The following is a 13055-nucleotide window of genomic DNA, read 5'->3' as shown; positions in this document are numbered from 1 at the left end:
GGCTAGAGGGCGATGGCTCGGAAGAGGACGGAGCGGTCGGGGTCGAGGGACGGGGCCTCGACGCCGAGGGCGGTGAGGACCCGGCCGGGGAGGGTGACGCCGGAGCTCAGCCAGGACGGCTGGCCGTCGTGCGAGATGGGCAGGCCGGGCTCGACGAGGGTGACCCGGTAGCTGCGATCGGGGTCGAGGCCCGGCAGCGTCACCCGCCCGGGAGGCCAGGTGGACGGACGCTCGGTCACGCTGAACGCGTAGAGCGCCTCGCTCCGATCCGCGGCGACGACACCCTCCAAGCGCAGGGCCGGCGTCGAGAGGTCTGCGTGCACCACGCGCCCGCTGTGCAGCAGCGCACGATGCTCCAGATGGAACGCGATCCACCGGCCGATGTGCGCCTTCGCCTCCTCAGGCTCCTCCAGCAGGTTGATCTCCAACCCGAAATGCCCCCACAGCGACTTCTCCGCCCGGTAGTCGAGCGGATGCACGCGGTGCGTCGTGTGCGACTCCTCGGCACCGAGGTGTGTGCCCTGCAGCTCCGGCGGCACCAGCAGCCCCGTCCACCGCTGGACCTCAAGCCGCTCGTGCGGGTCGTTGCAGTCGCTCGGCCACACCCGGTCCGTGTGTTCGAGGACGCCGAGGTCGATACGACCGCCGCCGCTCGCACACGACTCGATCTCGAGTCCTGGATGCTCCGCCTTGAGCGCGGCCATCAACCGGTAGGCGGCGAGCGTCTGCTCGCGGACCCCCGGCCGACCCGTCGGCGTGTGGCCAGCATCGATCAGGTACCGGTTGTGGTCCCACTTGATGTACGCGATGCCGAGCCGGCCGACGAGCTCCGTCATCTGGTCGTGCACGTGCGCCCATGCTTCCGGATGACCGAGGTCGAGGACGTGCTGATGCCGGGAGGGCAGGCCGATGCCGTGGCCGGCGTCGAAGATCCACTCCGGGTGGGCGCGGGCGAGCTCCGAGTCGACGTTGATCATCTCCGGCTCGAACCACAGTCCGAAGTCCATCCCCAGCTCCCGCACGCGATCCGCGAGCGGTTCGAGCCCGTCCGGCCACACGGCTCCGTCGACGCTCCAGTCGCCGAGCGAGGAGGTGTCGTCCCGCCGACCGGTGAACCAGCCGTCATCGATCACGAACCGCTCGATCCCGAGCGCCGCCGCCTCCACCGCCAACCGGCTGAGCGTGTCGAAGTCGTGGTCGAAGTACACGGCCTCCCAGGTGTTCATGATCGTGGGCCTGGGCGATGAGGGGTGCGACGGCCGCGAGCGCAGGTGATCGTGGAACCGTCCGGCGAGTTCGTCCAGTCCGTCGCCCCACGACCCGTACACCCAGGGCGTCGTGTAGTCGTCGCCTGCCGCGAGCACGACCTCGGCCGGCAGCAGGAGCTCGCCGGCGGCCAAGCGGCGGTCGCCGGTTGGCATCCGCTCCGCCGCGAGCACCTGGTTCCCGCTCCACGCGAGATGGACGGCCCAGACCAGGCCGGAGCGGAAGCCGAACCCGGCCTCACCGGCCGCGAGCAGCAGGGTGTGTTCGAGGCCCGGCTTGCCTCCACGCGAGGACCTGACCCACTCGCCGACGTGGAAGGGCCGACGCTGCGGGACGCGCTCGAGCGCCCATCGCCCGGTGAGGTCGAGGACCTCCGTGGCGGCCGAGGGGACGGGGAACGCGAGTTCGAGGCCGTCGAGCCGGTACTCGGCGCCGTCCGCCTCGGCGTTCGCGAGGGTCGCCCGCTGGCGGACGAGACCGGACGCCAGCACCTCGATGTCGATCGCGAGCGTCAACCCGTAGGCGGCGTCGACCGCCTCAGCGCGGAGCGTCGCGCTGCCGTCGGCGTGCTCGGACGGCAGGACGACCGTGTACCGCGCCTCGGCGAACAACGACGCCCACCGTGTGCCATCGCTGCTGCCCTGCAGACCGGGCCGGCCTATCCACCCCTCCGCCAGCTGCGGCACCACGGGGACCGGCTGCGGATACGTCACCGGGCTGTCGCCGATGTCTGGCAGGCCGGACCGGACCAGATCGGCGAGCACGGCATCGTCCAGGTCCCCGAGATCGAGACCCCAGTGGACGATGCGCGGCAACCGACCACCATCCGTCGCGACGACGACGCTCGTGCCGCCGGCTCGCAGGTGGACGACGGTCGGGGACGGCCGGGTGGCAGCGGCAGGGGTCGTGCTGCTGGAGTCGGTGGTCACGGGTGCTCTCCTCGGTGCGGGGTCGGTGGGGGGTGATTCGGTGAGGGTGGTGCGTGCGGGGTGATTCGGTGCGGTTGGTTCGGTTCGTTCGGTGCCGGATCGACGTCGGCGCAGACGCCCGCGGGTCGGCGGACGATGCGCTCACGCACGGCCCGCCGACCCGACCGGCGTTATCCGCCGAGGATCTGCTTGCTCGCGTCGTCCATCTCGGCGAACACCTTGTCGTCACGCTCACCGGCGAAGAACGCCTGGAACATCGGCGTGATCGTCGACCCGAGCTCCTGGCCGCTGCGGAACATCGGCGTGGTGAACAGGGTGCCCTGCTCGAACTGGTCCGTGTACGGCTTCACGTCGATGCCCTGTTCGAGCATGGACTTCGCGGTCACGTCCATCGACGCCTGAATCGACGGGAAGAAGGTGCCGTCGACGCCGGCAGCGCTCTGGCACGCCTCCGAGCCCATGTAGGAGACCCACTTCCACGCATTCTCCGTGCGGGGGCTGCCCTTCCAGATCGAGTTCGCGTTCGAGTTGGTGAGCGATGAGCGCTTGCCGTCCTCACCGAGGACCGACGGGGCGATGGCGACCTTCATGTCCTTGAGCGCGTTGAAGGACGGCGCGTACCAGGACCCGCCGACGACCATGGCGACCTTCCCGGAGCCGAGCTGCTCGACGGCGCCCTGCGTGAAGTCGCCCTCGTGCGGCGACAGGCCGCGGTCCGCGAGGCCTCGGAAGTAGTTCATCGCGGCGACGAACTCCGGTGCGGAGTAGTCGAACGTCTCCGGCCAGTTCTTCCCGGCGCCGAGCGTCCAGCCGGTCGTCGAGAGGAACGACGCCCAGCTGTCCTGACCGTTCAGACCGTTGGTGCCGATGGTGCCGGTGCCGTAGACGGCCACCTTCGTCTTGTCGAAGCCCGTCTCGTCGCCGCGCACGCCGTTCGCGTCGACCGTGAGGTGCGCGACGACCTTGTCGAAGGTTCCGCCGTCCTTCGGGTTCCACGTCATCGTGTCGACGTCGTTCGCGGTGAGGCCGGCAGCCGCCAGCTGGTCTGCGTTGTAGAAGAAGCCCATCGTGGCCCAGTCCATCGGGATGCCGTAGAGCTTGTCGTCGGAGTACGTCCAGGAGTCGATGCCGGTGCCGATCGCGTCGATGTCGAACTTGGTGCTCGTGATGAGGTCGTCGAGGGGCAGCAGCTGACCCTGGTCCACGTACTCGGGGTAGAAGCTCGTGTTGTTCTGGAACGCGTCCGGCGCCGTGCCCGCCACGAAGCCCGTGGTGATCTTCGTCCAGTAGTCGTCCCACGCATACTGCGAGATGTCGACCTTGATACCGGGGTTCTCCTTCTCGAACCCGTCGATGCACTTGCCGTACGACACGGCCTGCTTGTCGTCCCACGTCCACCACTGGACGGCGCCGGACGCGTCGGAGGACGATCCTGCGCCTCCTCCGGAACAGGCGGCGAGGGGGATGGCGACGGCTGCGCCGACGACGATCGCGAGGACTCTCTTGCGGTTCATTCGATCTCCTTTGATTGAACACGAGCAGGGTGGGATGGGGTGGTGCGGTGCTGATGATGGTGCGTGATGGGAGGTGAAGTGGGGCGAGGTGAAATGGGGTGGGATGAAGTGGGGTCAGGTCAGCGGATGCCCGTGAACCCGAGCGAGTTGACGATGCGTTTGCCGAACACCATGAACAGCAGCAGCATCGGCAGGGCGGCGAGGAGCGAGGCCGCCATGAGCCCCGCCCAGTCGGGTGCGACCTGCGGCGACGACTGCTTGAACACGGCGAGCGCGAGCGTCAACGGTTGGACGTTCCGGTCGCCGGCGATGAGCAGCGGCCAGAAGTAGTCGTTCCAGTAGTTGATGAACCCGAGGATCGTGAGCGTCACGATGGGTCCGGATGCGGTGGGCATGACCACCTGGAAGAGGATGCGGATCTTGCTCGCACCATCGATCACCGCCGCCTCCTCGATCTCCCGGTTGAGTCCGAGGAAGAACTGTCTGAGGAAGAAGATGTTGAACGCGCTGAAGAACGCGCCGGGGAGGATCAGCCCGGCGAAGCTGTTCATGAGCCCCAGGTCCTTGATGAGGACGAAGTTGGGCAGCAGGGTGAGGATCGCCGGCAGCATCAGCGCCGTGAAGAGGATACCGAACACGATGTCGCGGCCCTTCCACTGCAACCGCGAGAACGAGTAGGCGGCGAGGGCGGCGAAGAACACCTGGCAGAACGTCGCGATCCCCGCGTACAGGACGGAGTTGCGGAGGTAGATGCCGAGGTCGAGCGCCGCGCCGGAGCCGCCCTCCGCCCGCGCGTCCTCGACCGATGCCAACCCGAGCGCCCGCAGGAACGGCCCGAAGGTGAAGTCCACCGGCAGGAGCGACGTGGGGTGGGTCGTGAGGGCGTGGTTGTTGGAGAGCGCCGTGCGGAGCATCCAGTAGAACGGGAAGATCGTGATCACGAGGATGACGATGAGGTACAGCCACGCGAGCATCCGGCCGGGCGACGGGAGTCGTCTGGTGCGGCGGCGCGGGATGCGGGAGGTCGCCTGGGATCCGGTGTCGGCCTGCGCCGAGCGCCCGGCGGCGGAGCCCTGGGCTGCGGCGCCCTGCGCGGTGATCGTGTCGTTGGTCATGGCGCGCTCCTAGTTCGTGTCCGACTGCGATGCCCGCATCAGGCGCATCTGGGTGAACGAGATGATCATGAGCATCGCAAACAGGGCGAGCGACATCGTTGCCGCGTAGCCGAAGTCGAACTGTCCGAACGCCTTGTCGTAGATGTACATCTGCAGGACGTTCGACGCGTTGGCCGGACCGCCCTTCGTGGTGACCTGCACGATGTCGAAGACCTGGAACGCACTGATGAGCGTCAGGATCGTGACCATCGCCATGATCGGCCGCAGCAGCGGGAGGGTGATCCGGCGGAACATCTGCATCTCGTTCGCGCCGTCCATCCGCGCCGCCTCGTAGACGTGGTCCGGGATGGTCTGGAGGCCGGCGAAGATGAGGATCGTCGTGTACCCCATCGACTTCCACACCGTGATGACGGCGAGCGAGGGGATGACCCAGGCCCGGTCGCTCAGGAACTTGACCGTCTCCCCCGTGAGGCTGTTGAGCCACAGGTTGACGATGCCGAGCTGGGAGTCGAGCATCCAGGACCAGACGACACCGGCGACGACGCTGGAGATGAGGAACGGCAGGATGATGAGGCCGCGGATGACCGTCGACTTCGTCACCCGGTGCAGGATGACGGCGGTCGCGAGGGAGACGGCGAGACCGATCACCACCGCGAGGACCACGAAGTGCAGGGTGGTCAGGAGCGAGTTCCAGAACACCTTGTCCGCGAACATCTTCTCGTAGTTCGCGAAGCCGACCCAGGTGGGCGGGGTGAGTACACGGAAGTTCGTGAAGCTCAGGTAGATGCCGCGGAGCGTCGGGTAGAGCGCGAAGACGAGGAAACCGGCGATCGCCGGCACGACGAGGAGCCAGCCGAGCTTCCAGTCGTTGCGGTTCGCGGCCGAGAGGGGGCTCGACGCCCGCTCGCCGCGCTTGGCCTTGCCGCGCGGGGCCGGCGGGGTGCCGACCCCTGGGGTACCGGCCCCTGGCGGCGGTGCGGCGTCCGCACCACCTCTGCCTGGATGATCGGTCATCGTGCTCATGGCGCCTCCTTGCGCTTGCTGTCGATGTGCTGGTGAGGGTGCAGCTCAGTCCGCGGTGAGCGATTCGAGTTGCGTCCGCAACAGGGCGATGTGCGCGTCCTGGGTCTGCTGCAGGTCCTCGACGAAGAGGAGCATGGTCGGCAGCGAGGTCGCGAAGTAGTCGATCACGGGGACCGTGTCGTCGAGTTCGGCGACGTGGGCCGTGAGCCCGGCGATGAGCTCGGCTGCGAGGTCCTCCCGGCCGAGCCTGCGCCACGCGAGCACCGACCAGTACGTGCGCTCCGAATACGCCATCGGGGCCATGCGCTGGAAGTCGCCTCGCACCGTCGCGGCCTGCGTCCACGCCTCGATCGCCTCTGCGCCCTGCCCGGCGGCATCGTACGCATCGCCGAGAGTGAGCCACAGTTCGGCGGAGTTGGCGAGGTCGTGCCGCGCCTCCCCGAGGGAGATCGGTGCGTTGAACGCGCTGCGAACGGCCTCGACCGCGGCAGCCGGCTCCCCCGCTGCGAGGTGATCCCGCGCGATCGACAGCTGTGCGAGATCCCACGCCGCGAGCACAACCCCTTCGCCGCCCTCCCAGGGCTGGAATGCTCGGGAACTCAGCAGTTCGACGGCGGCCAGCCGGTCGGCCGGGGTGCCGGCGATGACGAGCAGCGTCGCGAACTCGGTGGTCAGGTCGTCGCGCCGGGCGACGAGCTCCGGCATCGATCGCAGCCGTTCCAGACGCTGCTGCGGGGCGGTGCCCGTGCGCTTCAACAGCTGGTCGTACTCGTACTGGAGCTTCGCGTCCCCCGCATCGGAATCGAGTGCGTTGCGGTAGCAGCGGACGGCCTCGTCGGCGTCTCCTGCCACATTGAACGCGGCGATGCCGAGGTTCCGCCAGACGAGCGCGTCACGCGGCGCGAGAGCCACTGCGCGCTGCCACACGTCAACGGCGTCCGCGTAGCGGCGCTGGGCGTACAGCCAGTGGCCGGAGAGCGCGAGGGCACGCGCATCGTCCGGTTCGAGGGCGATGACCGATGCGAGCAGGTCGATGTCGTCCAGACGGCCGGGCAGGGCGTTCGTCGCGTCGACGCGGCGTGCGCGGGACCGTGCCGCAGCGGCATCGTCCGGTCGGCCGAGGGACAGCAGGACGTCCGAGCGGTAGTACTCGATGAACGGGGCGGCGTTGTTGCCGCCGGCGCTCGCCGCCGTGCGCGGGATCGAGGCGGCGAGGTCGAGCACCCGGAGTGCCTCGGTGTGCTCGCCGATCGCACGGTACTCGAGCGCGAGGTCGACGAGCGCCTGCGGGTCGTCCGTGAGCGTCAGACCGGCGAGGTCTCGCGCCCAGGCGTCGAGCGGGTCGAGGGCGAGCGTGTCGGCGAGCTGCACCTCAGCGTCCTCCCGGCGGCCGGAACGGCGCAACAGGACCGTCCGGATGCCGCGGGCCTGGATGTGGTCGACGTCCAGACGGAGCACCTGCTCGATGAGGGTGAGCGCCCCGGTCGTGTCGCCGTCCGCGGCAGCGATCCGGGCGAGCGCGAGCTTCGCCGGGACACGCCAGGCGGAGTTCCACGCGGACTTCGCGAAGCGGTCCGTCGCCTCGCCGATGCGGCCGAGACGCTGCAGGACGAGTCCGAGGCGGTAGTGCGCCTCGCCGTCCGAGGGGTTCGGGTTCCGCGAGATGCTCCGTGCGACGGCGGCTTCGAGCAGCTCGAGGGCTTCGTCGTAGCGACCGGCCCGATACAGCCTGGCGCCGAGCGCCGTGTTGGAGCGCAGGTCGCCGGGGTCGCGGCGGAGGGCCTCACGCCAGTACGGCTCCGGGGAGCGCGTCGCGTGGCGGAACTGCTCCAGGTGCGCGCCCGTCAGGTAGAGCTCGTCGGACGATGCGATGTCGGCCGGTTCCGCCGGCTCGCTCGCCGGGTCCGGCAGGGCTGCGGTCGAACCGTCGTCCTCACGTCGCGGCTGCCAGCGGAGGAGCGTCTCGCCGTTGTGCTCGACGACGAGGGCGAGAGCGTGTTCGCTCTCCTGCTCATCGGCGAACCCGACAAGGCTGACGGTGTCCTGCAACGTCCGGCCGGGGCCGAGGTCGGCTGTAGCCTCCCACAGGATCGTGTCGTCCGCGGCGTTGCGGATGGTGATGCGTGCGCCGTCGCGGACCGACGTCGTCACAACGCCGACGGACATCGTGAGCGGTGCTGGGCGCTCGGGGTGGGCCGCCTGCGCGCCCGCCGGGACCCGCTCGAAGTGCACCGCGACATCGAGCGTCGACTGCTGCACCGTCCCGATGCCCTGGATCGGGAACCAGAACTGGCTGAACGTCTTCGTCTCCCCCGGGGTGAGGAAGGAGAAGTCCGGCTGGTTGTCCGTGTAGACGCCGGCCATGAGTTCGACATACGCGCCGTCGCCATCGGTCAGGTTGCGGTCCCACGCCCAGCCGAAGGGCGCGTTGCCCCACGTCCACTGCTTCTTCCCCGGGGAGATGTGGTGGTCGGCCCAGTGCACGAACCCGGCCTGACGGCCGTGGTCGTACCCGCCGAAGAAGTCGTCCTGCGTGCCCAAGCACATGTACGACGTCGGCACGGGGATGTTGCGGTACCAGTCGATGCGGTCTGCGTCCGGCCGCTCCGGGGTCACGCGGGAGGGGTAGTCGATGCCGTAGTACTCGCCGGTGGCGCGTGGGAAGGCGCTCATCGCCCGCTTGGCGTGGTCTGCGACGGCGTGAACGTCCGTGGGGAAGAACGACTGGTAGGTGTCGTCGACCCGGGCGGCGACGTTCGCCCACCAGAGGAACGTCTGCGTGTCATCGGTGCGGTTGAAGAGACGGACGCGGGCCTCGACGACGGCCTTGTCCGGGTGCAGGCGAATGCCGTGCATGCCCTTCATCCGGGTGAACGGGTCGAGGTCGGAGCACCACACGGTGACGGCGCCGTCGTCCTCGAACTCGATGTACGAGTCCGTCGGGAGCATCGTGGCCGGGCGGTGGTGCTGCGGCCAGTTGAACTCCACACCGCCGGAGATCCACGGTCCGAGGACGCCGACGAGCGCCGGCTTGATGACGTTGTTGCGGTAGAAGAAGTCGTAGCCGTTGGTCTTGTCGTACGCGATGTGGATGCGGCCACCGAGCTCCGGCAGGATGACGAGGCGGATCCACTCGTTCTCGATGTGGATCGCATCCCAGGTGTGCGGCTGTTTCGTCTGACTGATGCGCTCGAAGAACGGCATCGGGAAGACCTGGCCGGACGAGCCCTGGTAGACGCGCTTCTCCAGGAACGCCGGGAAGCGGTCGGGGGCCTCGGGCAGGTAGCTGTCGATGACGAGCGGTTCGCGCCAGGCGGCGACCTGGCGCGACTGCTGCGATGCCGGGATGGGCGGGAGCTGGATCTCGGAGGGTGCGGGAGTGGTCGCCTCGATGGGCTGAGCCGCTGGCGTGGGACGGGTGTCGGACGCCGTGCTGTTCGTGGACTCTTCGGTGAGCATGCGGCAACACTATGGTCGGCCGAGCGGGTCCGGGAATATCAGTTCTCACGACAAATATGGACAAAACACTGATTCCGTGGCTCACTGGACCCATGTACCTCAAAGAAGGCTTCCCCGGGCAACGTCTGCAGGTGATGCCGCAGCCGCTCGTCCGGGTCGTGTTGTCCCGCCCTGTCACGAGTCGACTCGTGGTGACCGACTGCGGCGTGTTCCCCCGCGCCATCGCGCACCGTCGCAGCCGACCACAGGGCAGCCGGCAGGCCATCGTGATCCTGTGCACGGAGGGATCTGGGTGGTGCCGTGTCGGGGGCGACGACACGATCCACCCCATCGGGGCCGGCCAGGTGCTCGTCATCGAACCCGGCGTGCCGCACGAGTATGGATCGAACCCCGATGCGCCATGGACCATCTGGTGGATGCACGTCGCCGGGTCGGATGTGCCGGAACTCCTCGACGCGATGCGGGTCTCGCCGACCAGGCCGGTGCTTCGTGTGCGTGACGTTTACCGGTCGACGGCGCTCATCGACGAGGCGCTGACGCGGATGGAGACCGACGAATCGGTGCCGACGCTGTTGGCAGCGGCGGGGGCGGCGTGGCATCTGCTCGCGATGCTCGCGGCCGACCAGGTCGACTCGCCGCAGCGGGAGGATCCCATCCGTCAGGCGCTCGCGTATCTGCAGGAGCGCATCGGCACCCGCACGAGCGTTGCGGAGTTGGCGTCGCTCGCCGGGCTCAGCCCCTCGCACTTCGCCGCACTGTTCACGCAGGCGACCGGCCACGGGGTGCTCGCGTACCAGAACAGCCTCAAGATGTCGCGGGCGCGCGACCTGCTCGATACGACGGGGCTCGCCGTTTCGGACGTGGCGCGCGCCATTGGCTACACCGACGCCCTCTACTTCTCCCGCCAGTTCCACAAGCACCACGGCGCCTCCCCGACCGCCTACCGCAAGCAGGCGAAGGGCTGACGTGCGCGCCGCCGCGACGGGTGTTGACTCGACCCGAACCGACACGCAGACTGGACGACATCGCGCCCGATCCTCGGGACGGAAAGGCCGGTCAGCGGTATGGACGATTTGACCTGGATCCTGATCGCGATCGTTTCACTCGCGGTCGCCGGGTACCTCGCGCTCATCGCGAGCGCCATTGTGAGCGTCATCCGAAGCGCTGAGCTGGCACTCGTGTCGCGCGCAGCCTGGCTAGCGGCGATCATCGCGTTCCCCGTCCTCGGCACGATCGCCTGGTACGGGATCGGCTACCGAACACACGAGGTCGAGCGAGCGCTCGGCATCCGTCCCGTCTGAGCTCCGTCGACCGTCTGCCGTCCTCCGGCTACCGCCCTCAGCACGAACCCTCCGTTGCCGTACGAGACGTCGCCGCGCGAGGGGTCGCCTCGCGAGCGCAACGGAGGGTTCGCGGCTCGGACTACGCGGTGGCGGGCTCCGTCGCAGACGCGTTGGAGAGCGCTGCGATCTCGTCTGCCGACAGGTCGAGCGTCGCGGAGGCGATGAGGTCGGCCAGCTGCGTGAGCGACGTCGCGCTCGCGATCGGGGCGACGACCGTCGGCTGCTCACGGAGCCACGCGAGCGACACCGATGCGAGCGATGCGCCGTGCGCTGCAGCGACCTCGTCGAGGACCGACAGGACACGGCGTCCGCGGTCGTCGAGGTACGCGCCGGCACCCTCCGCACGCGGGCTGTTGACGGTCACGCCATCGCGGTACTTGCCCGTCAGGAAGCCCTTCGCGAGCGAGAAGTACGGGACGACGGCGAGCGACTCCCGCTCCGCGATCGTCGCCAGCTCACCCTCGAAGTCGCGCTCGACGAGGTTGTAGTGCGGCTGCAGGGCGACCGCGCGGTGCAGGCCCTTCGCATCGGTGATCTCGAACCACTCCGCGATGCGTGCTGCCGAGTAGTTGGAGATCGCGATGTTGCGCACCTTGCCGGCGTCGACGAGCGCGGAGAGCGCCGTGACGGACTCTTCGAGCGAGACGGTCTCGTCGTCGAAGTGGGCGTAGTAGAGGTCGATGTGGTCGGTGCCGAGACGCTGCAGGGAAGCATCGGCCGCCGCTGCGATGTTGGCGGCGGAGAGTCCGGAGAAGGCCGGGTGAGTGCTCACCTTGGTGGCGATGACGACGTCGTCACGGTTGCCGCGTGCAGCGACCCACTCGCCGATGATCGTCTCGGACTCGCCGCCCGTGTGCCCCGGGACCCAGTGCGAGTAGCCGTCTGCCGTGTCGATGAAGTTGCCTCCGCCGGCCGTGAACGCATCGAGGATCTCGAACGATGCGTCGCGATCGGCCGTCCAACCGAAGTTGTTGCCGCCGAGGGCGAGCGGGAAGACGGACAGGTCCGAGGTGCCGAGGGCGGTGCGTGGTGCTGACATGGATGTTCCTCCAGAGCGTGCGTGCGAATCCTTGCACTGAAGCCAAGCACACGCGGTTGTGGGCTATTCCTGTGTGACGGTGAACGTCGCGAAACCTGTGTGCCGGCTGTCGAAATCCTCGCCGAGGGGAGGCAGAACGTCCTCCCCCGCGAGCCCGGAGGACAACTTGCCTCCCCTCGCGGGGTTCGCTGCTTATGCTGAACGCATGCCACGTACCCGGCTCTACCGCAACGGCGAACTCCAACGTGAGGGCTTCGACGTCAGCGAGGTCTCCGACCTCATCACCGACCACGCCAACACCGTATGGGTCGATTTCGACTCCCCGACCGCCGACGATTTGGCGACGATCGTCGAGGAGCTCTCACTGCATCCGCTGGCCGTCGAGGACGCGATCGCGGCGCACCAGCGCGCCAAGTTGGACCGGTACGAGTCGCACCTCTTCCTGAGCGCCTACGCCATCAGCCTGCCGGAGGATCCGACGGACCTCCGACCGCAGACGGAGGACGACCGTCATGAGGCGGGCAGACGCGGCAGCCAGAGCTCCGGGAGCGCCATCGGCAGCTCCGGCCACCGGTACGGAAGAGCCACCGGCACAGCCGACGACGACGCCGACACCGGCGCGATCCGCTCCCGCGGCCCAGGGCGTCTCATCAAGCACGAGATCAACGCGTTCATCACGAGGAACGCGCTCGTCACCGTCCGCAAGAACGGCGACTTCGACATGACGAAGGTCCTCGAACGCTGGGATGCACGCCCGGAGCTCACCGCATCCGGTGTCGGCGCGCTCGTCTGGGGCCTGCTCGACGCCATCGTCGACTCGCATTTCGACACGGTGCAGGAACTCGACGAACGGGTCGACGCACTGGAGGAGGCCGTGTTCGAGGACCGGCCCGACGTCATCGAGATCCAACGCGACGCGTACACGATGCACAAGCACCTCGTCACCCTGCGCCGCTTCGCCCTGCCGATGCGCGAGGTCACGACCGAGTTCATGCGGGTCACACTGCGCATCGGCCACGACGCGGAACTGCAGCCGTACCTGCAGGACGTGTACGACCACACCCTCCGCGTCTCGGACTGGACGGATTCGCTGCGCGACCTCGTGTCGACCATCATCGACACCAACCTCACCGCCCAGGGCAACCGCATGAACCTCGTGATGAAGAAGGTCACGAGTTGGGCGGCGATCATCGCGGTCCCGACCCTCGTCACGGGCTTCTACGGCATGAACGTCCGGTACCCGCTCATCAACACCGAGGCCGGCTTCTGGGTGTCGATCGCGTTGATGGTGGCCGCGTCGGGGATCCTCTACTGGCAGTTCAAGCGCAACGACTGGCTCTGAGGCGCGCGCCCGCCCCGGTCCCTGA

At 68.4% G+C, this 13055-nt stretch carries 9 protein-coding genes; 3 read left to right on the top strand and 6 right to left on the bottom strand.

Annotation, left to right across the window (positions count from 1 at the left end; genetic code table 11):
• Positions 1-2: 2 nt before the first annotated feature.
• From ACL9RL_RS04175 to ACL9RL_RS04155, 5 genes are all read right to left on the bottom strand, one after another.
• Positions 3-2195, bottom strand: a complete 2193-nt coding sequence (locus ACL9RL_RS04175; RefSeq protein ID WP_422778953.1) for an alpha-galactosidase — start codon at positions 2193-2195, stop codon at positions 3-5.
• Positions 2196-2365: 170 nt separating this feature from the next.
• A complete protein-coding gene (locus ACL9RL_RS04170; protein WP_422778952.1) occupies positions 2366-3709 on the bottom strand; it encodes an ABC transporter substrate-binding protein in 1344 nt (447 codons plus the stop codon).
• A gap of 119 nt (positions 3710-3828) precedes the next feature.
• A complete protein-coding gene (locus tag ACL9RL_RS04165) occupies positions 3829-4824 on the bottom strand; it encodes a carbohydrate ABC transporter permease (protein ID WP_422778951.1) in 996 nt (331 codons plus the stop codon).
• Positions 4825-4833: 9 nt separating this feature from the next.
• Positions 4834-5847: a carbohydrate ABC transporter permease gene (locus tag ACL9RL_RS04160; RefSeq protein ID WP_422778950.1), complete on the bottom strand. Its 1014-nt coding sequence runs from the start codon at positions 5845-5847 to the stop codon at positions 4834-4836.
• Positions 5848-5892: 45 nt separating this feature from the next.
• Positions 5893-9306 carry a DUF5107 domain-containing protein gene (locus ACL9RL_RS04155; RefSeq protein ID WP_422778949.1) on the bottom strand — a complete coding sequence of 1138 codons (3414 nt, stop codon included), beginning with the start codon at positions 9304-9306 and terminating at the stop codon, positions 5893-5895.
• 92 nt (positions 9307-9398) lie between these two features.
• Between ACL9RL_RS04155 and ACL9RL_RS04150 the strand changes: the two genes are divergently transcribed.
• Complete coding sequence (locus ACL9RL_RS04150; RefSeq protein ID WP_422778948.1) at positions 9399-10271, top strand: helix-turn-helix domain-containing protein; 873 nt, start codon at positions 9399-9401, stop codon at positions 10269-10271.
• Positions 10272-10370: 99 nt separating this feature from the next.
• The gene (locus ACL9RL_RS04145) at positions 10371-10607 is read left to right on the top strand and encodes a PLDc N-terminal domain-containing protein (RefSeq protein WP_422778947.1); all 237 of its coding nucleotides are present in this window, start codon (positions 10371-10373) and stop codon (positions 10605-10607) included.
• A 121-nt stretch (positions 10608-10728) separates the two neighbouring features.
• Here the strand turns inward: ACL9RL_RS04145 and ACL9RL_RS04140 are convergent, their stop codons facing one another.
• Positions 10729-11688 carry an aldo/keto reductase gene (locus tag ACL9RL_RS04140; protein ID WP_422778946.1) on the bottom strand — a complete coding sequence of 320 codons (960 nt, stop codon included), beginning with the start codon at positions 11686-11688 and terminating at the stop codon, positions 10729-10731.
• A 205-nt stretch (positions 11689-11893) separates the two neighbouring features.
• On the opposite strand from ACL9RL_RS04140, the gene ACL9RL_RS04135 reads away from it, so the two are divergent.
• Positions 11894-13030, top strand: coding sequence for a magnesium transporter CorA family protein (locus ACL9RL_RS04135; RefSeq protein ID WP_422778945.1), 1137 nt, complete (start codon positions 11894-11896; stop codon positions 13028-13030).
• The last annotated feature ends 25 nt before the right edge of the window (positions 13031-13055 follow it).

This window comes from Plantibacter sp. Mn2098 (assembly GCF_049319745.1).
Classification (GTDB): domain Bacteria; phylum Actinomycetota; class Actinomycetes; order Actinomycetales; family Microbacteriaceae; genus Plantibacter.
This window is presented reverse-complemented; position numbering and strand designations above follow the sequence as displayed.

What these genes read in the sequence shown, in the direction of transcription:
- ACL9RL_RS04170 (WP_422778952.1), bottom strand. Translation starts at nt 3,709, where the DNA reads ATGAACCGCAAGAGAGTCCTCGCGATCGTCGTCGGCGCAGCCGTCGCC.
- ACL9RL_RS04165 (WP_422778951.1), bottom strand. Translation starts at nt 4,824, where the DNA reads ATGACCAACGACACGATCACCGCGCAGGGCGCCGCAGCCCAGGGCTCC.
- ACL9RL_RS04160 (WP_422778950.1), bottom strand. Translation starts at nt 5,847, where the DNA reads ATGAGCACGATGACCGATCATCCAGGCAGAGGTGGTGCGGACGCCGCA.
- ACL9RL_RS04155 (WP_422778949.1), bottom strand. Translation starts at nt 9,306, where the DNA reads ATGCTCACCGAAGAGTCCACGAACAGCACGGCGTCCGACACCCGTCCC.
- ACL9RL_RS04150 (WP_422778948.1), top strand. Translation starts at nt 9,399, where the DNA reads ATGTACCTCAAAGAAGGCTTCCCCGGGCAACGTCTGCAGGTGATGCCG.
- ACL9RL_RS04145 (WP_422778947.1), top strand. Translation starts at nt 10,371, where the DNA reads ATGGACGATTTGACCTGGATCCTGATCGCGATCGTTTCACTCGCGGTC.
- ACL9RL_RS04140 (WP_422778946.1), bottom strand. Translation starts at nt 11,688, where the DNA reads ATGTCAGCACCACGCACCGCCCTCGGCACCTCGGACCTGTCCGTCTTC.
- ACL9RL_RS04135 (WP_422778945.1), top strand. Translation starts at nt 11,894, where the DNA reads ATGCCACGTACCCGGCTCTACCGCAACGGCGAACTCCAACGTGAGGGC.